The organism is Stenotrophomonas sp. EMP41 (assembly GCF_047495535.1).
GTDB classification, from domain to species: Bacteria; Pseudomonadota; Gammaproteobacteria; order Xanthomonadales; family Xanthomonadaceae; genus Stenotrophomonas; species Stenotrophomonas sepilia.
Map to the genome: position 1 here is coordinate 3,442,682 of NZ_CP179923.1, position 21,188 is coordinate 3,463,869.

Genomic DNA, 21,188 nt, shown 5'->3' on the forward strand with positions numbered 1-21,188 from the left:
TGAAGCTTGAAACTCAGTGAGCGTCTTCCGACAGGCTCAGGTACACGATCGACAGCATCATGAAGATGAAGGCCTGCAGCGGGATCACCAGCAGGTGGAACAGCATCCAGCCGAGGCCGAACACACCACCGGCAATGGCACCGAAGAAACCGGCACCACCCAGCACCCAGATCAGCAGGAACACGATTTCGCCGCCGAACATGTTGCCGAACAGTCGCATCGCCAGCGAGATCGGCTTGCTCAGCCACTCGACGATGTTGAGGATCAGGTTGAACGGCATCATCCACTTGCCGAACGGCGCCGTCAGGAATTCCTTGATGAAACCGCCCAGGCCCTTAGACTTGAGCGCGAAGAACAGCATCAGGAAGAACACGCTGATGGCCATGCCCAGGGTGGCATTGACGTCAGCGGTCGGCACCGGCTTCCAGTAGTGCACGCCCGCCCATTCCAGCGGCTTGGCGATGAAATCGGCCGGGATCATCTTCAGCAGATTCATCAGCAGAATCCAGAAGAAGATGGTGATGGCAATCGGCGTGACCAGCTTGCTCTTACCGTGGTAGGTGTCCTTGGCCTGGCGGTCGACGAACTCCAGGCAGATCTCGACGAAGGCCTGCCACTTGCCCGGCACGCCGGCGGTGGCCTTGCGGGTCCCCAGCCAGAACGCGACAACGATCACCAGGCCCATCAGGACCGCAGTGAGGAAGGTATCGACGTGGATATGCCAGAACATACCCTCACCCTTGCCGACCGGCGCGGTCAGGTTGTGCAGGTGATGCTGGATGTAGCTGGTAGGGGTTAGAGCCTCGCCCGCCATGTGTCCGGAACCTTCAGTTAATTGAATTCTGTCAACGCCTGGCCATGGCCAGGACCTGGAACATCAAGCCGACGGCGATACCGGCCAACAGCGCCAATGCAGGCAGCTTGAAGACCAGGAACCCCACCAGCAGGACGCCGAAAACCACGACCCACTTGGCCACGATCGCAGTGATCAGGCGAGCCATCGCCGATCCTGCGGCCACCGCACCACCCCCCAGCGCCATCCTTGCCGCCACCCAGCCACCGGCCGAAATGGCCACACCGGACGCCAGCGCGCCGAGGGCATATTTCGGACCGACCAGCAGGAAGGCCAGGGCCAGGACAGCGACCGCGGCCAGCGGGTAGACCGCGGCGCGCAGCATCAGTCGCCGACCCGCATCAACGGAGTTCAGCACAGGACGTCCCGCGTGGTTGCAAGTGGAAGGCTGAGGCGGCTACAGCAGGGGGGCCTCATCGAGCCGCCAAATTATAGCAATGGGACAATTTGCGAGACAACCGCTGCCTGTTCATCCCCGGAAGCCGCAAGTTGCGGTAACGGTTACATTTTTGCGTACCACCCGGGGGACAATGACGTCCGCATGATGCTGCACCGCAGTATTGAACTGTGGTCGCAGGCGAGGAACTTTCGCCGGATGCGCGGGTCCGATGTTTCGACCTGCCTGCAGCATCCTCGTCGGCTCCACCCCGCAGGTCCCACGATGGCCCCGAAGCCCGTCTCCGGGGCCATCTTTTTGCATCGTCGCGACAGCACTGAACCGTGCACATGCCGTGGACCATACGTTCACGGATGGTGGACGGGCCTGTCCCGCACAGTGGTCTTCATTCTGATGAACCACTGCAAGGACTCTTCGATGCGCCCCGTACCCACCCTGCTCGCTCTCTCCCTGCTCGCCGCCGGCGCCTCGTTCGCCACCGCCGCCCACGCCGCCGAAGGCGACGACCGCTTTGCCCTGCGCCTGGGTGCGATGAACATCGACTCGGACAACACGCTCCGCGGCAAGACCAATGTCGCCGGCCAGGACATCGGCTTCTCCGAGGACTTCAAGCTGGGTGGCAAGGAGTGGGAGCCGCGCATTGACGGCATGTTCCGCATCAGTAACCGCCAGCGCCTGCTGTTCAACTATTTCAAGTACGACAAGGATCGCCGCGAGACCCTCGGCCAGGACATCTCCTTCGGTGACGTCAACGTGCCGTCCGGCAGCTTCGTCAAGGGCGAACTGAAGTACCAGGTGGCCAGCCTGGTCTATGACTACTCGGTGGTGGACACCGATACGTTCGACCTCGGCCTGCAGCTGGGTGCCGAGTACGCCAAGGTCAGCACCAAGGCCTACGCCGATCTGGGCACCGTGTACGAAGGCCAGTTCCTCAACGAGAAGACCGACGGCGTGGCGCCGGTGGTCGGTGCGCGATTGAGCTTCACCCCGTCCGAGAAGTGGATGATCACCCTGCAGGGCCAGTACCTCAACACGCGCTGGGGCAGCTTCGATGACTACAAGGGCGATCTGAGCCGCGCCAACGCCATCGTCGATTACCGCTTCACCAAGAACTTCGGTGTGTTCGCCGGCTACGACTGGTTCAAGCTCGATGCGGACAAGAAGGGCAGCGACGGCACCATCGGCCTGAAGCAGGAATTCAAGGGCCCGGTGGCCGGCGTCAGCTTCGTGTTCTGATCCCTCGTCCCTTCCACGCTCTCTCTCTCCTGGCGCGGCCTCCGGAACATCGGGGCCGCGCTTTTTTGTGGCATCGTCGAGCAGAGAAGCAGGTTGGTCGAGCGCGGGGGGAGAGGGGTTTGCGTGCGAATGTCCCCCGGCGCCGGCCTGCGGCCGTCACCTCCTCCTTTACTTCGCACGCAAGCTCCTCTCCCCCCGCGTGTCAGGCATCCGGGCGGCTTTGGCACTGGCTCTTACTATCCGCAAGCCGAGCCGCTGCGCGGGTGGCAGGCGTTTGGACAAAGTAAAGGAGGAGGCGACCGCCACAGGCGGGCGACGGGGGACATTTGTCCAAATGCCTGCCACCCGCGCTGCGGCCCGAACGCTCGCAATGAGAGTGATCGAGGCTCAACAAAAAAACCCCGGCAAATGCCGGGGCTTTTCATTTGGAACGGCGCAGGCGCCTTACTTCTTCTTCGGCATGTACAGATCGGTGATCGTGCCGTCGTAGATTTCCGAGGCCATCGCCACCGATTCGCTCAGCGTCGGGTGCGCATGGATGGTGTGGCCGATGTCTTCGGCTTCGGCACCCATCTCGATCGCCAGGCCGATCTCGGCCAGCAGGTCACCGGCATGCACGCCGACGATCGCGCCGCCGATGATGCGGTGGGTCTCCTCATCGAAGATCAGCTTGGTGAAGCCCTCGGTGCGACCGATGCCGATCGCGCGGCCACTGGCGGCCCACGGGAACTTGGCCACGCCGACCTTCAGGCCCTTGGCCTTGGCTTCGGTCTCGGTGACGCCGACCCAGGCGATTTCCGGGTTGGTGTAGGCCACCGACGGAATCACCCGGGCCACCCACTCCTTCTTGTGGCCAGCGGCCACTTCGGCGGCCAGCTTGCCTTCGTGCGTGGCCTTGTGGGCCAGCATCGGGTTGCCGACGATGTCGCCGATGGCAAAGATGTGCGGCACGTTGGTGCGCATCTGGCGGTCGACCGGGATGAAGCCTCGCTCGGTGACCTGCACGCCGGCCTTCTCGGCATCGATCTTCTTGCCGTTCGGCGAACGCCCGACGGCCACCAGCACACGGTCGAACGTGCCTTGCGCCAGCGCCGGCGACTGGCCTTCCTCGGCCGCTTCGAAGGTCACGGTGATGCCCTTGGCATCGGCGGTGACGCCGGACGCCTTGGTCTTCAGGTGCACGTCGATGCCCTGCTTCTTCAGGCGGTCGGCCAGCGGCTTGACCAGGTCCTTGTCGGCGCCCGGCATCAGCTGGTCCATGAACTCGACCACGGTGACCTTGCTGCCCAGCGCGCTGTACACGGTGGCCATTTCCAGGCCGATGATGCCGCCGCCGACGACCAGCAGCGAGCCCGGCACTTCGGCCAGCTCCAGCGCGTCGGTGGAATCCATCACGCGCTTGTCGTCCCACGGGAAGTTCGGCAGCTTCACCGCCTGCGAACCAGCGGCGATGATGCACTTCTGGAAGCGCAGCAGCTGGGTGCTGCCGTCTGCGGCGGTGATCTCCAGTTCGTTGGCAGAGATGAACCTGCCGACGCCCTGCACGTTGCGGACCTTGCGCTGCTTGGCCATGCCGGCCAGGCCCTTGGTCAGCTGGTTGACAACCTTTTCCTTGTACTGGCGCAGCTTGTCCAGGGTGATGGTCGGCTTGCCGAACTCGACGCCGAAATCGCCGGCGTGGGCCACTTCGTCGATGACCGCGGCGGCGTGCAGCAGCGCCTTGGACGGAATGCAACCGACGTTGAGGCAGACGCCGCCGAGGCTGGCGTAGCGCTCGACCAGCACCGTATCCAGGCCGACGTCGGCGGCGCGGAAGGCGGCGGTGTAGCCGCCCGGGCCGGAGCCCAGCACGACCATTTCGCATTCGATGTCGGCCGGCTTGCCACTGGACAGCGCCGGCTTCGGTGCCACCGGCTCGGCCGGGGCGCGGTGCGAGGGGGTCACCGGCGGCTTGCTGGCCGGAGCGGCCGCAGCCGGAGCCGGCGCAGCGGCCTTGGCCGGGGCATCGGCGGCGCCTTCAGCGTCCAGCACCACGACCACGGCGCCTTCGGACAGGGTGTCGCCCAGCTTGACCTTGATTTCCTTGACCACGCCGGCCGCCGAGGACGGCACTTCCAGGGTGGCCTTGTCCGACTCCAGGGTCACCAGGCCCTGGTCCTTCTTCACCGTGTCGCCGACGGCGACCAACACTTCGATCACCGGCACATCGCTGTAATCGCCGATGTCGGGAACCTTGACTTCAATCGTGGCCATGGTGGTTTTCCTTGTGCCCGGCCGGCATGGCCGGCGGGCTGTCACTGCATCTGTTCACGCGGCCGCGCCAGGGGCAGCGGCCGCACGGTGGGGGCGAAGCGATGCCTTACAGCAGCACGCGGCGCATGTCGGCCAGCACCTGCGACAGGTACGTGGTGAAGCGTGCGGCCAGGGCGCCGTCGATGACGCGGTGGTCGTAGCTCAGCGACAGCGGCAGCATCAGCTTCGGCGCGAATTCCTTGCCATTCCAGACCGGCTGGATGGAGGACTTGGACACGCCCAGGATGGCCACTTCCGGCGCATTGACGATCGGAGTGAACGCGGTGCCGCCAATGCCGCCCAGCGAGCTGATCGAGAAGCAGCCGCCGCTCATGTCGGCCGGGCCCAGCTTGCCGTCGCGCGCCTTCTTGGCCAGCTCGCCGGTTTCCTGCGCGATCTGCACCACGCCCTTCTTGTCCACGTCGCGGATGACCGGCACGACCAGGCCGTTCGGCGTATCGGCGGCAAAACCGATGTGGAAGTACTTCTTCAGGGTCAGGTTTTCACCGCTGGCATCGAGCGAGGCGTTGAACTCCGGGAACTTCTTCAGCGCCGCGGCGCTGGCCTTGATCAGGAAGGCGAGCATGGTCAGCTTGATGCCGGCCTTCTCGTTCTCCTTGTTCAGTGCCACGCGCAGGCCTTCCAGGTCGGTGATGTCGGCCTGTTCGAACTGGGTGACGTGCGGGATCATCGCCCAGTTGCGGGCCAGGTTCGCGCCGGAGATCTTCTTGATGCGCGACAGCGGCTGGACTTCGGTCTCGCCGAACTTGCTGAAGTCGACCTTCGGCCACGGCAGCAGGTTCAGACCACCACCGGCGGCGACGGCAGCACTACCGGCAGCCGGCGCGCCACCGCTGAGCGCGGCCTTGACGAACTTCTGCACGTCAGCCTTGGTGATGCGGCCGCCCTTCTCGGTGCCGTTGATCTGCAGCAGGTCCACGCCGAGCTCGCGGGCGAACACGCGCACCGCTGGGGTGGCGTACGGCACCTTGGCCGGCAGCACGCCATCGGCGTTGAACTGTACCGGCGGGCTGGACGGGGTGCCGGCCGAGGCGATCTCACGGGCCGCCAGCTTGTCCGGCTGCGCCGGCACAGCGACCGGCTCGACCTTGGTGGCGGTTTCGGCGGCGGCCGGGGCAGCAGCAGCGGCGGCCTTGCTCGGGGCCGGCGCCGCAGCACCCTCGGCCTCGATGATGGCGACCACGGCACCCTGCGACAGGGTGTCGCCCACCTTGACCTTCAGTTCCTTGACCACGCCAGCGACCGAGGACGGCACTTCCATGGTCGCCTTGTCGCTTTCCAGCGTCACCAGGCCCTGGTCCTTCTTGACCGTGTCGCCCACGGCGACCAGCACCTCGATGACCGGGATGTCGGTGTAATCGCCGATGTCCGGCACCAGCGCTTCCACTGCGCCACCGCTGGCGGCCGCAGCGGCCGGCGCAGCAGCGGCCGGGGCCGGCGCGCTCTGGGTGGCGGCAGCCGGGGCAGCGGACTTGGCCGGTGCCGGTGCGGCGGCGGCCGGCGCGGCGGCTTCGCCTTCGGCCACTTCGATCAGCGCCACGACCTTGCCTTCGGACAGGCTGTCGCCGACCTTGACCTTCAGTTCCTTGACCACGCCTGCCACCGAGGACGGCACTTCCATGGTCGCCTTGTCGCTTTCCAGCGTCACCAGGCCCTGGTCCTTCTTGACCGTGTCGCCGACGGCGACAAGCACCTCGATTACCGGGATATCGCTGTAGTCACCGATATCGGGGACAAGTGCTTCCTTGATTTCGGCCATGGGGATAACTCCGGCAATCTGGTGTAGGGAAACGTCTATTGTGCGGCCAGCGGGGTCCAGCGCCAACCGTTACAGGTGTTTTCAGTACGCACGCAGCCGGGACAGGCTGTTGCCCACGGGTCCCGGCCGCGACCAGTCGGTAGCGTATTGTCCGGACGATGTCCGCTTCATGTCGCCAGTGCGTCTGCAACCGGCTGCCAGGCCTGGCGCAGGCGCGGCAACGACCACGCCGCATTGGCCGGGCTGGTCGAGGGCAATGCAACCACCTGTGGCGGGGCCTCCAGCCGCGGCAGCACCCAGCGCTGGAACGCCTGCCATGATGCACCGCCGTTGCAGCCGATCAGCGTCAGCTCAGGCAACGTGGCGATCAGTTCCGGCAGTGCATTGGCCACTTCCGTGCCACGCACGATGTCCGCATCCAGGCTGCCTCGACGCTCGCAGCGACCGATCACATCCCACAGACCGATGCCCGCGGCATTCAATGCCTGCAGCCGCGCGGCGTAGGCCAGATCCGCGTCGAAACCACAGATGTCGGCCATCAGCGGCCAGAAGCGGTTGCGCGGATGGGCGTAATAGCGCTGCTCCTGCAGGGACGCCACGCCCGGCATCGAGCCCAGCAGCAGCACCCGGCACTCCACGTTCACCTGCGCTTGCAGGCCGATGCACAACGTTGCTGCACTCACATCTTCTCCAACTGCATGAATGTCCCCGGGAGCCAAAGACCCCATGAATAAAGGCGTTCCGTACCCGTCGCTGAACAAGGAAAACTATTTTTTAACGTGCGTCGGATTCGATTCATGTTGAGGCGACTACGGTGTGCTCGCCCCGCGACCGGGGGCCCAAAACAAGAAACATTAGGAGATACCCCCATGCGCTCCATCCGTATCCTCAGTCTCGCCCTGCTGACCTCCGCCGCCTTCGCGCCGGCCGCTTTCGCCCAGGACAGCAGCAGCACCGACACCGCGTCGGGCAAGCATTTTGCCGTTGTTGGCGGCATCTCGCTGCTGGAACCGAAGAACGACCCGATCTCCGGCGTGAAGAAGACCGATGGTGGTCCGGCGCCGACCGTCAGCTTCAGCTACTACATCAACGACAACTGGGCCGTTGAACTGTGGGGCGCCGCTGACAAGTTCGACAACAAGTTCAAGGGCCCGAACAACGCCCGCCTGGGCTCGGTCGAGCAGCAGCCGGTCGCGCTGAGCGGCCAGTACCACTTCGGCCAGGCTGACAACGTGTTCCGTCCGTTCGTGGGCGTCGGCTACTACCAGTCGAGCTTCAGCAACGAGAAGCTGGGCAACGGCGCTGACACCGACATCCGCTTCAAGGATGCCAAGGGCGTGATCGGCACCGTCGGCGTCGACATGAACATCAACTCCACCTGGTTCGCCCGTGCCGACGCCCGCTACATGCGCGCCCGCCCGGACATCAAGGTGGGCGGCGAGAAGATCGGCGAAGCCAAGATGGATCCGTGGACCGTCGGCTTCGGCATCGGCGCTCGCTTCTGATCCAGGCTGCACCTGCTTCACTGATGCAACGCGACGGGCCCTTCGGGGCCCGTCGTCGTTTCCGTCACCGGCGTTCTGTAGAGTCGAGCCCATGCTCGACTGCTTTTTTGTAGAGTCGAGCCAAGCCCCCTATCCCGAGTCGAGCGGCGGGCTCCGCGCGCATTGCGATGCGTGACGTTCAATGGCGCCCACGGTCAATGGTGGCGCGGCGCGGCTCGGCTCTACACAAACAGGGTGCGAAGGCGCGATGGAGGAAGTCGACCTGCTGGTGATCGGTGGCGGCATCAACGGTGCCGGCATCGCCCGTGACGCCAGCGGCCGCGGCCTGCGCGTGCTGCTGTGCGAGCAGCACGACCTGGCCGCGCATACCTCCAGTGCCAGCAGCAAGCTGATCCACGGCGGCCTGCGCTACCTGGAACAGGGCGAGCTCGGGCTGGTGCGCAAGGCGCTGGGCGAACGAGAGGTGGTACGCCGGCTGGCGCCCCATCTGGTCCATCCATTGCGCTTCGTGCTGCCGTGGCAGCCCCATCTGCGCCCGCGCTGGATGCTACGCGTGGGACTGTGGCTGTATGACCACCTGGGCCGTCGCAGCCCGGCATTTCCCGCCTCGCGCGCCCTGGACCTTCAGCGCGATCCGCTCGGCCCCTGGCTCTCCCCGGATCTACGGCAGGCCTTCAGCTACGCCGACGCGCAGGTCGATGACGCGCGACTGGTGCTGCTCAACGCCCTGGATGCCGCGCAGCGGGGCGCACAGGTGCGTGTGCGCACCCGCTGCATCGACCTGCAGCCCTTGCAGGGCCGGTGGCAGGCCGTGCTGGAATCCGCTGATGGCCAGCAGCAGGTGACCGCGCGCGCCGTCGCCAATGCGGCGGGGCCGTGGGCCGGCGACCTGCTGGAACGGATGGAGGCACGCAGCGGCGGCTCCGCGCTGCGGCTGGTACAAGGCAGCCACATCGTCCTGCGCCGGCCCTGGCCCGATGACAGCGCGTGCCTGCTGCAGCAACCCGATGGACGCGTGGTGTTCCTGCTGCCCTTCGCCCATGACCACCTGCTGGTTGGCACCACCGACACCGACTATCGCGGCGACCCGGCGCGCTGCAGCGTGCTGCCTTCAGAGGTGGCGTACCTGTGCGAAGCGGCCAATCGCTACCTGCATGAACCCATCGCGCCGGAAGATGTGGTCTGGCAGTTCGCCGGTGTCCGCCCGCTGCTGGCTGATCCCGATCCGCGCGCGGCAAGACTCAGCCGCGATTACCGCCTGCAGCTGCAGGTGGACCCGGCACCGGCACTGCATGTGCTGGGCGGCAAGCTGACCACCTACCGGGTGCTGGCCGAGGAAGCGCTGGAGCTGCTGCGGCCCGCCCTGCCGCAGATGGGAGCGGCGTGGACAGCAAACGGAGACCCGCTGCCAGGCAGCGACTGGGGCGACGCCGCGCAGGCGGGCGCGCATCTGCAGGTATCGGCACCATGGTTGCCCGCAGGTATCGCGCGACGCTGGGCCGGGGCCTATGGCAGTCGCAGTGCGGAACTGCTGCAGGGGGTACGGGGCCTGCACGATCTTGGCGAGGGGTTTGGCGGCGGTCTGCATGCCCGGGAAGTGGTCTTTCTACGCGAGCATGAGTGGGCGCGCACTGCCGAGGACGTGCTGTGGCGAAGGAGCAAGCTGGGGTTGCGGCTGGACGCTGCGCAGGTGACACGGCTGCAGGCGTGGATGGAGCGATCCACCGCGTAGGGCCGAGCCATGCTCGGCCGCATTGTGCAGCTGCAGGCGGGTATGGCCCGACGGTTTCCGCGTACAGCAGCCGAGCACGGCTCGGCTCTACAGAAAGCTGAGGTACGTTACCCTGACCGTTCTACCGGAGACGCTGCATGACGCCCCGCTACGTGCTGGCCATCGACCAGGGCACCACCAGTTCGCGCGCGATCCTGTTCGACCGTGCCGGCGACATCATCGGCAGCGCGCAGCGCGAGTTTGCACAGATCTTCCCGCAACCCGGCTGGGTCGAGCATGACCCGCGCGAGATCCTCACCAGCGTCTATGCCACGCTGACCGAACTGCTCAGCCGCGGGCAGATCGACCCGCGTCATATCGCCGCACTGGGCATCACCAACCAGCGCGAAACCACCGTGGTCTGGGACCGTGCCACCGGCCAGCCGATCCACAACGCCATCGTCTGGCAATCGCGGCAGAGCCACGCCATCTGTGAACGACTGAAGTCCGAAGGCCATGAAGCGCTGATCCGCGAGCGGACCGGCCTGCTGATCGATGCCTATTTCTCTGCGACCAAGGTGCGCTGGATCCTCGACCACGTGGAAGGTGCGCAGCAGCGCGCCGAACGTGGCGAGCTGCTGTTTGGCACCATCGACAGCTGGTTGGTGTGGAACCTCAGCGGTGGCCAGGCGCATGTGACCGACTACAGCAACGCGGCGCGCACGCTGTTGTTCAACATCCACACGCTGGACTGGGATGACGATCTGCTGGCCCTGCTCGACATCCCGCGCGCGATGCTGCCGCAGGTGCGCGACTCCAGTGCGGTGTATGCACACACCCGGCCGCAGTTCTTCTTCGACCACCCGATCCCGATCGCCGGCATCGCCGGTGACCAGCAGGCGGCACTGTTCGGCCAGGCCTGTTTCCAGCCGGGCATGGTCAAGAACACCTATGGCACCGGTTGCTTCATGTTGATGCATACCGGCGCGCAGGCGGTGCGGTCGCGCAACGGCCTGCTGACCACCATTGCCTGGGGCCTGGACGGGCGCGTGGAGTATGCGCTGGAAGGGTCGATCTTCATCGCCGGCTCGGTGGTGCAGTGGCTGCGCGACGGACTGCGCATGATCGAACGTGCCAGCGACAGCCAGGCACTGGCCGCGCAGGTGCCCGACAGCGGCGGCGCCTATCTGGTGCCGGCGTTTGTCGGCCTGGGTGCGCCCTATTGGCGCAGTGATGTGCGCGGTGCGATGTTTGGATTGACCCGTGGCACGCGCAAGGCGCACTTCGTGCGCGCCGCGCTGGAAGCGATGGCCTACCAGACCCGCGACGTGCTCGATGCAATGCAGTCCGATGCAGGTATCGCGCTGACCGAACTGCGCGCCGATGGCGGTGCGATCGGCAACGACTTCCTGGCCAGCTTCCAGGCAGACATCCTCGGTGTGCCGCTGCTGCGGCCGCGGTTGACCGAAACCACCGCGCTCGGTGCGGCTTATCTGGCCGGCCTGGCCGTCGGGTTCTGGTCCAGCCGCGAACAGATCGCTGCACAGTGGGGCCTGGACCGGCGCTTCGAGCCACAGATGGAGGTGTCCCGGCGCGAGAAGCTGTATGCGGGATGGCAGCAGGCGGTTGCCGCCACCCTCGCCTTCCACGTCGATTGAAACTGCAATGCCCTGCCCTGCTGCGGCACGTGGAGTGACACTGTAGAGCCGAGCCATGCTCGGCTGCCGCTGGCGAAATGCCGGAAACTGCAGAGCCGAGCGTGGGCTCGGCTCTACAGGGAAGGCAGTGTCGACCAAGGTCGACACCCACCATTCAAATCAACAGATCAGCCGCAATCAGAACGCCGGCAGCACCGCGCCCTTGTACTTGGTCTCGATGAAGGCCTTTACCTGCGGGCTGGTCAGGGCCTTGGCCAGCTTCTGCACACGGGCGTCGTCCTTGTTGTCCGGGCGCGCGACCAGGAAGTTCACGTACGGCGAATCCTTGCTCTCGATCGCCAGCGCATCCTTGGTCGGGTTGAGGCCGGCGTCCAGCGCGTAGTTGGTGTTGATCAGGGCCAGATCGACCTGGTCCAGCACGCGCGGCAGCATCGCCGAGTCCAGCTCGCGGAACTTCAGGTTCTTCGGGTTGGCGGTGATGTCACGCTGGGTCGACAGCGCGTTGGCCGGGTCCTTCAGTTCGATCACGCCGGCCTTGTGCAGCAGGATCAGCGCGCGGCTGTTGTTGCTCGGATCGTTCGGGATCACCACGTCGGCACCGTCGCGCAGCTCGGCCAGCGACTTGACCTTGCGCGAGTACGCACCGAACGGCTCGATGTGCACGCCGATCACCTTCACCAGGTCGGTCTTGCGGTCGCGGTTGTAGGCATCCAGGTACGGCTCGGTCTGGAAGTAGTTGGCGTCCACCTGCTTCTGCACCAGCTGGTCGTTGGGCTGCACGTAGTCGTTGAATACGCGCACGTCCAGGTCCACGCCTTCCTGTTTGAGGATCGGCTTGACCACCTCGAGGATCTCGGCATGCGGCACGGCCGTGGCGGCCACCACCAGCTTCTGCGAGGGCTCGCCGGACTTGCCGCAGGCGGTCAGGGCCAGCGCAGCGGCGAGCAGGGACAGCAACAGGGTCTTCTTCATGGGGGACGGGGTTCTCGGGGGGAGTGTCAGGATTTTTCGTAGTTGCTCAGGGCCAGCTCAAGCAGCGCCTTGGCCTGCTCGCGCAGCATGATCGGCTCGATGATCTCGGCATCCGAACCATAGTGCAGCACGTCCATCAGCAACTCACGCGAGACGCTGTACGGCACCTTCAGTTCGTAGCGGCCATCGGCCAGGAAACGACCCTGCTGCTTGGAATGCCAGTGCTCGTCGGCCACCCAGCGCGCAGCCTTGGCGCTGAACAGGATGGTCGCCCAGCCCTTCGGCGCACCCGAAAAAATGCCATAGCTGGCGCCGAGCTGCTCGTCCAGCTCGCTGTCTGCGACATCGCGGGCGGCACTGTCGATTACCCGTGCCTTGTGGATGCGGTCCACCGCGAAACTGCGCAGCGCCTCGCGGTCATGGTCCCAGGCGTCCAGGTACCAGTTGTCGCGGTAGTGGGTGAGGCGCTGCGGCGAGACGGTGCGCTTGGTCGGCTCATCGGTGGAGCGGGCGCGGTACTCGAACGCCAGCTGGCGGCGCTCCAGCACCGCCGAGGCCACGCTGCGGAAGCTGCCTTCGTCGAACTTGCGGCCACGGTGCGGAATCACCCGCACGCGGTCGACCGGCCAACTGGAAACACCGGCCTGCGCCGCCAGCAGGCTCTCGATGCGCTGCTGCAGCGGTGCCAGCACCGACGACAACACGCCACCGCCGGTGCGCGCCAGCAGGTGTTGCGAGGCCAGCAGGGCATGCAGCTCCTCCGAGCTGAGCCACAGGCCGGGCAGCTCGAAGCGGTCGCTCTCGTCGGCCTGGTAACGGAAGCCCGCCTCGCCGTCGCCCTCGATCGGTGCCATCAGCGCATCGCGCAGGAAGGCCAGGTCGCGGTAGACGGTGGCACGGGAACAACCGAGCTTGTCCTGCAGGGTCGCCACCGTCACCGGATAGCGCGCGGACTTGAGCAGACGATGCAGGGCGGTGATGCGTTCGTATCGGTCCATACCCCCGATTATGTCCGAGTCGCGGGTCTTGTGTGGGACGTTTGGGCTATCGTGGTCGCCCCCACCCCATGGAATGCCCGATGCGCCGGTTGCCTGCCCTGTTCCTGCTGGCCTGCCTGCTGCTGGCTGCCTGCGATCGCGCGCCGGCGCCGGCGGGCACCGAGGCCCCGGTACCCGCCGCCGATCCGGCACAGGCGGTGCTGGGCGCCAGCCAGCGTTTCGCCGCCCTGCGCAGCTTCCACGCCGAACTGGAGGTGCTGGGCGCGCCGCAGCCGGTACGCAGCGCCATGGACTTCGTTGCACCCGACCGTTTCCGGGTGGAGACCCCGGCCGGGCCGCAGACCATCATCGGCGACACCCTGTTCCTGCAGGCCGACGGTGCGATCCGCCAGGTGCCGGCCCCTCCCGGCCTGCTCGAGCAGTGGCGCAACCCGCTGCCGGCCGACGCCCTGCCCGCCGACCTGAAGGCCGAAGACCTCGGCCGCCAGGCGCTGGACGGGGTCGAGACCCGTCACTACCGGCTGCGCGGCAGCCAGCCCGGCGAACGCCTGGAGTACTGGGTGGACGCCCAGGGCCTGCCACGCCAGATCGTGCGCAGCGGCAGCAGCAATGGCCGCAGCTTCCAGCTCCGCCTGCGCTATTCGCGCTTCAACGACCCCGCATTGCGTGTCGATCTGCCCTGAATAGGCGATCGCGGCAACGTTCGCTGAAGCACGCTTTGGATCGATTCGGACCGCCATCACGCTTCCAGTATCATCACCGGCTGTTAACCGTTCCGGAGAAGCCTCGATGTCCCTGCGCGTGTCCCTGCTGATCCCCCTGCTGCTGTGTGCACCGCTCGCATACGCGCAGGATGCCTCCGAACTGGCGGCGATGTCCTCGCCGTGGAGTGGCAGCGGCGGCGAGCTCGGCTTTGCCTCGGCACGTGGCAACAGCAGCACCGAGAGCTTCAACGGCCGCCTGCGCCTGCGCTACACCGACGGCGACTGGGTGCACAGCATGGACCTGTTCGGCCTGCGCTCCAGCTCCAAGGTGACCGAGACCAACGACGACGGCACCACCACCCGCCGCAGCAACACCACCGCCAACCGCTACACCGGCAGTGCGGGCAGCGCACTGCAGCTGGGCGAGCACCGCCAGCTGACCGCCACGGTGCGTACCGAGCGCGACGACTTCGCCACCTACGACCGCCAGAGCTCGTTCGGTCTGGGTTACGGCACCCGCCTGTGGAACACCGAGCGCTTCTCGTTCGACGCGCAGATCGGCCCCGGCGTGCGCCGTACCCACAGCACCGAGGATGACCGCACCCGTACCGGCATGATCGGCCGTGGCTTGTTCGACCTGAAGTACTCGCTGACCGACAACACCGACCTGGTGAACACGCTGCTGGTCGAGTCCGGTTCGTACAACACCTTCGGCCAGAACGACTTCGGTGTCTCGGTGAGCATGAACGAGCACCTGGCGCTGAAGGCCGGTTGGCAGGCGCGTTACAACAGCGACGTCGCTGTCGACAAGCGCAAGACCGATACGCTGACCACGATGAACGTGGTCTACAAGTTCAAATAAGCAGAACGGGCGCCCAGGGCGCCCGTTCTTCTTTCGGTAGTGCCGGCCGCTGGCCGGCAACTGCACTCAATCGGGGCAAGAGGTTGCCGGCCAGTGGCCGGCACTACCCGCGATGGCTCAGACGTTCAGCAGTTCGCCAGCACCATCGTCCAGCAGCAGCCTCGCCACCTGCTGGCCCAGCGCCTCCGGATCCCGGGCCGGGCCCACCGCTTCGGCACGCACGGCGCGGCCATCACTGGCGCTGCCGACCAGGCCCTGCAGGTGCAGGTCGTCGCCCTGCCACTGCGCGATCGCCGCCACCGGCACGTGGCAGCTGCCATGCAGCGCACGGTTCATCGCCCGCTCGGCTTCCACGCAGGCGCGCGTAGCAGCGTCATCAAGCGTGGCGAACAGCGCCATCAGGCGCGTATTGCCTCCGTCGCACTCTACCGCCACCGCGCCCTGCGCCGGCGCCGGCAGCCATTGTGGCGGCTGCAGGCGTGCGACGATGCGCTCGCCCAGGCCCAAGCGCTCCAGGCCGGCCACGGCCAGCACGATGGCGTCGTAGCCACCGTTGTCGAGCTTGGCCAGGCGGGTGTTGACGTTGCCGCGCAGATCCAGCAGTTCGAGGTCCGGGCGCAGCGCGCGCAGCTGGGCCTGGCGGCGCAGCGACGACGTGCCGACCCGCGCGCCGATCGGCAACGCGTCCAGCGAGGCATACAGGTTGGAGACGAAACCATCGGCCGGGTCGTGCCGGGTCAGCATCGCCGGCAGTGCGAAGGGCGCGTCCAGTTCCATCGGCACATCCTTCAGCGAGTGCACGGCGCAGTCGGCCTCACCCCGCAGCATGGCCAGCTCCAGTTCCTTCAGGAACAGGCCCTTGCCACCGATGGCGGCCAGCGAGCGGTCCAGCACCTCGTCACCGCGGGTGCTCATCGGCACCAGTTCCACATGCAGGCCAGGGTGGGCCTGGCGCAGGCGGTCGGCGACGTGTTCGCTCTGCCAGAGGGCGAGCGGACTCTTGCGGGTAGCGATGCGGACAGTTTCCATCCGGTCATTATCGCGCCTTCGGCGCGGATACGGCCAACGGCGGAGCCCCTCGTGGCTGGTGCATCGGCTGGATCTATCGCGCTTGGCCGGGCGGGGTGGGTTCGCGGGGGACGCCGTGAATCCGTCCGTGGAGGCTTGGCCGCGGCATCCATGCCGCGGACACCCCCGCGAACCCACCCCGCCCGGCCTTTGACAGTTTCCGTGTGCGCCAGCCACGGAAGATCAAAAAAAAAAGAGTGCAGAAGCAAAGGCAACAGCCGACGGCTTCCGGGGTCAGATCCCTTTTCCGCAGGAAAAGGGATCTGACCCCTCTTCCCCCCTCGATAACAACAATGCCCTTGCCGTCCGTCACCGGGAAATTCGCGAGGGTGAGGCGGGATGGGCGGGCGGGACCGTTGGCGCCATGGGCCCGAGGCATGCCTCGGGCGGGTTGGGCAGGACGCCCAACCCCGGTCTTGCCGTGTGCGCAGGACAGCGCACACGAGCAAGGCGCCATCGAGCCCCCATGGATGGGTTTACGGCGTGTCCCGCCCGCCCATCCCGCCTCACCCAACACGCAACAACACAGAGCCGACAACCCGCTGTTGCTGTTGCTGTTGATTTCACAGCAGTCGCGGCCGCAGGCCGCGCGGACCACTCACAGATGCCGCAGTTCCTGCTTCAGCGTCGCCACGCACCGGCGGCTGACTTCCAGCGGCTGCTTGCCATGCCGCAATACCGCCTGCACCTGCCCGCCCGAGCCTCGACGCAGCTCCACCAGCTCGTGGCGTGCCACCAGGCAGTTGCGATGGATGCGGATGAAACGACTGGCGAACTCTTCTTCCAGCGACTTCAGCGATTCCTCGATCAGGTCCTCGCCGCGCGCGTGGTGCACCACCACGTACTTCTCCTCGGCCTGCAGGTAGTGGATATCGTCCAGCGGAATCAGGCGCAGGCTGCCGCGCAGGCGTGCGCACAGCACGCTGCGTGCCTGCTGCCCGCTGTGCTCCTGTGGCTGACCATCGCGGCCGGCCAGGAACGTGCGCGCACGTGCGATCGCCGCCGCCAACCGTTCGGCACGCACTGGCTTCATCAGGTAGTCGATCGCTGCAGCCTCGAACGCCGACAGCGCATGCGCATCGTAGGCGGTGCAGAACACCACCGCTGGCCGGGGTTCGAAGCTGGCCAGGTGGCGGGCCGCTTCCAGGCCATCCAGCCCGGGCATCGCGATATCCAGCAGGACCAGGTCCGGCTGCAGCTCCGCGCACGCGTGCAGGGCCTGCTCGCCGTTGCCGGCCTCGGCCACCACGTCCACGCCGTCCTGTGCCGCCAACAGGCTGCGCAGGCGCTCGCGCGCCAGTGGTTCGTCATCGGCGATGACTACCCTCACGATCGTTCCCTCACTGGATCGGCACTGTCACCTGGCAGGCATAGTAGCCCTCGCTCCAGCCAGCCGTCATCCGCGCGGCGCTGCCGAAGCGCCAGGCCAGCCGATGGCCGATGCTGTGCTGGGCATGGCCGGCGCCGCGTGCCAGCGCCAGCCCCGGCGCCTGCGGATCGGGTGCCGGGTTGCGTACGCGGATCTGCAGCTCATTGCCCTCGCGCGCCAGCTGCAGTTCGATGGTGCCGCCGTCGGGCAGGCGCGAGATGCCATGCAGCACGGCATTTTCCACCAGCGGCTGCAGTACCAGCCTTGGCAAGGGCAGGTCCCATGGCAGCGGCTCGTCGCGCTGCCAACGCACCTGCAGGCGTTCGCCCAGGCGCAGCGATTCGATCGACAGGTAGCGCTCGGCCAGCTCGCATTCGTCGCGCAGGGTGGAATCGCCCTCGCCCGCCCCAAGCGCGGCACGGAACAGATCGGACAGGTCCAGCACCGCGCGCTCGGCGACTGCCGGGTCACGATGCAGCAGGCTGGCGATCAGGTTCATGCTGTTGAACAGGAAGTGCGGGCGGATACGCGCCTGCAGCGCGTCGGCCTGCGCGCGCGCGTTGGCCTGCACCTGCGCGGCCCAGCGATCGCTTACGTAGAAGTAGCGCAGCGCCAGCGCGGCGATCAGCGCCGTGGTTGCCGCGCTGCCGAGGGTGAAACGCCAGAAGCTGATGCCACTGGCGAAGTTGTCGCCCAGCACCGCGTACAGCGCGTGCACGATGCCGGCGCAGACCACCGCGATCAGGGTGGCCAGCACGGTCGCCGCAATGGCGCCCAGCACCGGCGGCAGCCGCGACAGGGCCTGCCGCAGCAGGCAAAGGCTGGCGGTCACCGCCAGCGCCAGCCACAGCGCGAATCCGCTGGCCGACAGCAGTTCGCCGAAGGTCCAGTGACGGCTGCCGTCCGGCGCCAGCGCCAGTACCACCACCACCAGCTCGGCCAGGCCGAGCATCGCCGCCAGCCGTGGCAGGCGGCACAGTTCCGGCATCCACGGCGGTGTGCTGGCCGGCGACATGGCTCAGGCGGCGCCCAGGCGTTCCTGCAGCCAGTCAGCCAGTGCCTGGATCTCCTCGGCACAGACCTGGTGGGCCATCGGGTAACTGTGCCACGCCACGTCCAGGCCCAGCGTACGCAGCACCTGCGCGCTGTGCGCGGCCACGGCCTGCGGGATCACCGGGTCGCCACTGCCATGGGCCATGAACACCGGCACCTGCACCGCGCCGTCAACACGCGTGGCGCTGTCGGCTTCGGGCAGATAGGTCGACAGCGCGATCAGGCCGGCCAGTGGCGCGGTACGCGACAGCGCGGCAGTCAGGATGATCGCCCCGCCCTGAGAGAAGCCTGCCAGGAAGATCTTCTCCGGCGCGATGCCGCGCTCGATCTCGCGCGCGATCAGTGCGTCCAGCTGCACCACCGATTCCTGCACGCCGGCCATGTCGGCGCGCGAACGGAATTCCATGCCCACGATGTCGTACCAGCCGCGCATCGGCACGCCGTTGTTGATGGTGATCGGCCGCACGGGTGCGTGCGGGAACACGAAGCGCAGCGCCGGCCAGTGCGGCCGCACCAGTTCCGGCACGATCGGCGCGAAATCATGGCCGTCGGCGCCGAGGCCGTGCAGCCAGATCACCGACCACTGCGGCGAGGCGCCGGTTTCCTGTTCCACCGTTTGCAGCATGATGCGGCTCCTTCAAGTTCGAGCCGCATTATGCCGCCGGCGCGGGGCAATCAGTACAGCGGCGGTTGCTCGGCCGCTTCCCGCCGCAGCTGCGCGGCGCGTACCAGCACCGGTGGCGGAATGTTCTCTTCGGGAATATCGAGCAGGCCGAGGCGATGCAGGAAAGCACCGGGGCCGCGCGAGGAGGTCAGCGCCACCACCGGAACGGCCAGAACCATGCCGATCACCACCGGCGCCATCCAGGCCGCCAGCGACGGCGATACCGCCCAGGCCAGCACGCCCATGAAGGCGCCGAACACACCCAGGCCACCGTAGCCACGGATCAACGCCATCCACGAGATGCCGCCGTCGTCACGCTGCTGCGCGTCCCAGCCGGAATCGCGCCCGGACAACACTTCGGCCACGCCGCGTGACTGCACGTACATCACCACCGGCGCCATCAGCGCGGCCAGCACGGTTTCCACCAGCATCGATACGAAAGCACGGATCGGACCGCCACAACCGCGGCGGTCGACCGGGTCCAGCAGCATTGCCAGGTAGCCGAGCACCTTGGGCAGCAGCAGCACTGCCATGGTGGCGGCGAACAGGCGCACCACCTGCTCTTCATCCTGTGCGCGCCAGTACACGCTGGGCGACAGGTGCAGCAGGGCGTTGAAATCAATGCCTTCCTGGAACAGCGGGATGGCGATGCCGATCAGCATCAGCATCGCCCACATCGGTGCGGTGAAATAGTGGCCGATGCCGATCAGCATGTGCGTGCGGCTGATCCAGTGCAGGCCGCGGCTGCCGACCACCTTGCCGTGCTGCAGGTTGCCCTGGCACCAGCGGCGGTCGCGCACCAGCAGGTCGGTCAGCGTCGGCGGGCCTTCCTCGTAGCTGCCACCAAGGTAGGGCACCATGTGCGCGGCCCAGCCGCCACGGCGCATCAGCGCTGCTTCGACGAAGTCGTGGCTGAGCACGTGCCCGCCGAACGGCTTGCGCCCCGGCAGCGCCGGCAGGCCGGCGTGGTCGGCGAAGGCGCGGGTGCGGATGATCGCGTTGTGGCCCCAGTAATTGCTTTCGGCGCCATGCCACCACGCCACGCCACGGGCGATCACCGGCCCGTACACGCGGCCACCGAACTGCTGCATGCGCGCGAACAGGGTGCGGCCACCGATCACCGACGGCAGGGTCTGGATCAGGCCGACGTCGGCGTTGTGCTCCATGCCGGCCACCAGGCGCACGATGCTGTCGCCGGTCATCAGGCTGTCGGCGTCAAGGATCAGCATCTGCGGGTAGGCACCACCGAAGCGGCGGACCCAGTCAGCGATGTTGCCGGCCTTGCGCCCGCTGTTGTCACCACGGCGTCGATAGAACAGGCGCGCCTGCCCCTCCGGCACACGCTCGCGCAGCTCGGCGAACACCTGTTCCTCGGCAGCAGCGATGTCCTCGCGGCGGGTGTCGCTGAGCACGAAGAAGTCGAAGCGGTCGAGCTGGCCGGTGGCCGCCACCGACTCGTAGATCGCCTGCAGGCCCGCCAGCAGGCGGCGCGGGTCTTCGTTGTAGGTCGGCATCAACAGCGCAGTACGGCTGTGCACGGCCGGCAACGGCTTGTCCGGGTCGATGCCGAGCCGATAGCCCCGGTCGAACACGGCGGTCAGGAAGCCGGCCAGGGCGCTGGCAAACGAGAGCGCGATCCAGGCAAACAGCCCGACGAACAGCACCAGCAGGCAGGCTTCGAGCACGCTGATGCCATTGGCCGACAGCACCCGCCACATCATCCGCGTAGCCACCGCGGTCATGCCGAGCGTGCCACCAAACAGGTACAGCCGGCGCAGGCCGATCAGGCGCGGCGAGGTGCGATGCCGCCGGACCTTCAGTGCGCCTTCGCGCAGGGTCTGTTCGGGCATCGGCAACGGCGATTCAGCGGGCAGCAGCGCCCAGCCGGCATCGAGCCGGGGCGTTCCTGCTTCCGCATGGATGGTCTGCACCCCCATCGTCGCTTACTCCGCGCCGTCGGCACGGCCGGCCATCCCGGCCGGGCTGCATGCACCAAGGTTCCCGGCGCGCTTTCCCGGCGCCCGCACTTGTCCTGGCTGTGTCGGCCTCACGCCGCACAGTCGATG

At 67.0% G+C, this 21,188-nt stretch carries 18 protein-coding genes; 6 read left to right on the forward strand and 12 right to left on the reverse strand.

Annotated elements, in window-relative coordinates; translation table 11 throughout:
• Window positions 1-13: 13 nt before the first annotated feature.
• Window positions 14-814: a F0F1 ATP synthase subunit A gene (atpB, locus tag ACMGRF_RS15805; RefSeq protein WP_005411134.1), complete on the reverse strand. Its 801-nt coding sequence runs from the start codon at window positions 812-814 to the stop codon at window positions 14-16.
• A 31-nt stretch (window positions 815-845) separates the two neighbouring features.
• On the reverse strand, window positions 846-1,211 hold the full coding sequence (locus tag ACMGRF_RS15810) for a hypothetical protein (protein WP_414485379.1): 366 nt from the start codon (window positions 1,209-1,211) through the stop codon (window positions 846-848).
• A 456-nt stretch (window positions 1,212-1,667) separates the two neighbouring features.
• Here ACMGRF_RS15810 and ACMGRF_RS15815 point away from each other — a divergent pair, with 456 nt between their 5' ends.
• Window positions 1,668-2,486 (forward strand): hypothetical protein, encoded by an 819-nt coding sequence (locus ACMGRF_RS15815; RefSeq protein WP_010481314.1) that lies wholly within the window; start codon window positions 1,668-1,670, stop codon window positions 2,484-2,486.
• A gap of 444 nt (window positions 2,487-2,930) precedes the next feature.
• On the opposite strand, the gene lpdA is transcribed toward ACMGRF_RS15815, so the two are convergent.
• The 3 genes from lpdA to ACMGRF_RS15830 all read right to left on the reverse strand — a co-directional run bounded on the left by lpdA (window position 2,931) and on the right by ACMGRF_RS15830 (window position 7,241).
• Complete coding sequence (gene lpdA, locus ACMGRF_RS15820; protein ID WP_099495706.1) at window positions 2,931-4,739, reverse strand: dihydrolipoyl dehydrogenase; 1,809 nt, start codon at window positions 4,737-4,739, stop codon at window positions 2,931-2,933.
• A 106-nt stretch (window positions 4,740-4,845) separates the two neighbouring features.
• Window positions 4,846-6,558 carry a dihydrolipoyllysine-residue acetyltransferase gene (gene aceF, locus ACMGRF_RS15825; protein WP_111096761.1) on the reverse strand — a complete coding sequence of 571 codons (1,713 nt, stop codon included), beginning with the start codon at window positions 6,556-6,558 and terminating at the stop codon, window positions 4,846-4,848.
• Between the two features lie 167 nt (window positions 6,559-6,725).
• Window positions 6,726-7,241, reverse strand: a complete 516-nt coding sequence (locus ACMGRF_RS15830) for a DNA-deoxyinosine glycosylase (RefSeq protein WP_049413246.1) — start codon at window positions 7,239-7,241, stop codon at window positions 6,726-6,728.
• A 186-nt stretch (window positions 7,242-7,427) separates the two neighbouring features.
• On the opposite strand from ACMGRF_RS15830, the gene ACMGRF_RS15835 reads away from it, so the two are divergent.
• The 3 genes from ACMGRF_RS15835 (at window position 7,428) to glpK (ending at window position 11,432) form a co-directional block, all read left to right on the forward strand.
• Complete coding sequence (locus ACMGRF_RS15835; RefSeq protein WP_005419535.1) at window positions 7,428-8,063, forward strand: OmpW/AlkL family protein; 636 nt, start codon at window positions 7,428-7,430, stop codon at window positions 8,061-8,063.
• Between the two features lie 247 nt (window positions 8,064-8,310).
• Window positions 8,311-9,795, forward strand: a complete 1,485-nt coding sequence (gene glpD, locus ACMGRF_RS15840; RefSeq protein WP_099485365.1) for a glycerol-3-phosphate dehydrogenase — start codon at window positions 8,311-8,313, stop codon at window positions 9,793-9,795.
• Between the two features lie 137 nt (window positions 9,796-9,932).
• Window positions 9,933-11,432 (forward strand): glycerol kinase GlpK, encoded by a 1,500-nt coding sequence (gene glpK / locus ACMGRF_RS15845; RefSeq protein ID WP_049413243.1) that lies wholly within the window; start codon window positions 9,933-9,935, stop codon window positions 11,430-11,432.
• Between the two features lie 177 nt (window positions 11,433-11,609).
• Here glpK and ACMGRF_RS15850 read toward each other — a convergent pair whose 3' ends face one another.
• Together ACMGRF_RS15850 and ACMGRF_RS15855 are read right to left on the reverse strand one after the other, a co-directional pair.
• On the reverse strand, window positions 11,610-12,404 hold the full coding sequence (locus ACMGRF_RS15850; RefSeq protein WP_049413241.1) for a MetQ/NlpA family ABC transporter substrate-binding protein: 795 nt from the start codon (window positions 12,402-12,404) through the stop codon (window positions 11,610-11,612).
• A gap of 26 nt (window positions 12,405-12,430) precedes the next feature.
• The gene (locus ACMGRF_RS15855) at window positions 12,431-13,402 is read right to left on the reverse strand and encodes a helix-turn-helix transcriptional regulator (protein ID WP_005419539.1); all 972 of its coding nucleotides are present in this window, start codon (window positions 13,400-13,402) and stop codon (window positions 12,431-12,433) included.
• 80 nt (window positions 13,403-13,482) lie between these two features.
• Between ACMGRF_RS15855 and ACMGRF_RS15860 the strand changes: the two genes are divergently transcribed.
• A complete protein-coding gene (locus ACMGRF_RS15860) occupies window positions 13,483-14,085 on the forward strand; it encodes a hypothetical protein (RefSeq protein WP_049413239.1) in 603 nt (200 codons plus the stop codon).
• 106 nt (window positions 14,086-14,191) lie between these two features.
• The gene (locus ACMGRF_RS15865) at window positions 14,192-14,968 is read left to right on the forward strand and encodes a YdiY family protein (protein WP_049413237.1); all 777 of its coding nucleotides are present in this window, start codon (window positions 14,192-14,194) and stop codon (window positions 14,966-14,968) included.
• A gap of 117 nt (window positions 14,969-15,085) precedes the next feature.
• Here the strand turns inward: ACMGRF_RS15865 and hemC are convergent, their stop codons facing one another.
• The 5 genes from hemC to mdoH all read right to left on the reverse strand — a co-directional run bounded on the left by hemC (window position 15,086) and on the right by mdoH (window position 21,059).
• Window positions 15,086-15,997, reverse strand: coding sequence for a hydroxymethylbilane synthase (hemC, locus tag ACMGRF_RS15870; RefSeq protein ID WP_049413236.1), 912 nt, complete (start codon window positions 15,995-15,997; stop codon window positions 15,086-15,088).
• Window positions 15,998-16,634: 637 nt separating this feature from the next.
• Window positions 16,635-17,366: a LytR/AlgR family response regulator transcription factor gene (locus ACMGRF_RS15875; protein ID WP_005419545.1), complete on the reverse strand. Its 732-nt coding sequence runs from the start codon at window positions 17,364-17,366 to the stop codon at window positions 16,635-16,637.
• A 10-nt stretch (window positions 17,367-17,376) separates the two neighbouring features.
• On the reverse strand, window positions 17,377-18,420 hold the full coding sequence (locus ACMGRF_RS15880; protein WP_181452450.1) for a sensor histidine kinase: 1,044 nt from the start codon (window positions 18,418-18,420) through the stop codon (window positions 17,377-17,379).
• A gap of 3 nt (window positions 18,421-18,423) precedes the next feature.
• Complete coding sequence (locus ACMGRF_RS15885) at window positions 18,424-19,083, reverse strand: alpha/beta hydrolase (protein ID WP_111190484.1); 660 nt, start codon at window positions 19,081-19,083, stop codon at window positions 18,424-18,426.
• Window positions 19,084-19,133: 50 nt separating this feature from the next.
• The gene (gene mdoH / locus ACMGRF_RS15890; protein ID WP_049435601.1) at window positions 19,134-21,059 is read right to left on the reverse strand and encodes a glucans biosynthesis glucosyltransferase MdoH; all 1,926 of its coding nucleotides are present in this window, start codon (window positions 21,057-21,059) and stop codon (window positions 19,134-19,136) included.
• Window positions 21,060-21,188 lie beyond the last annotated feature (129 nt).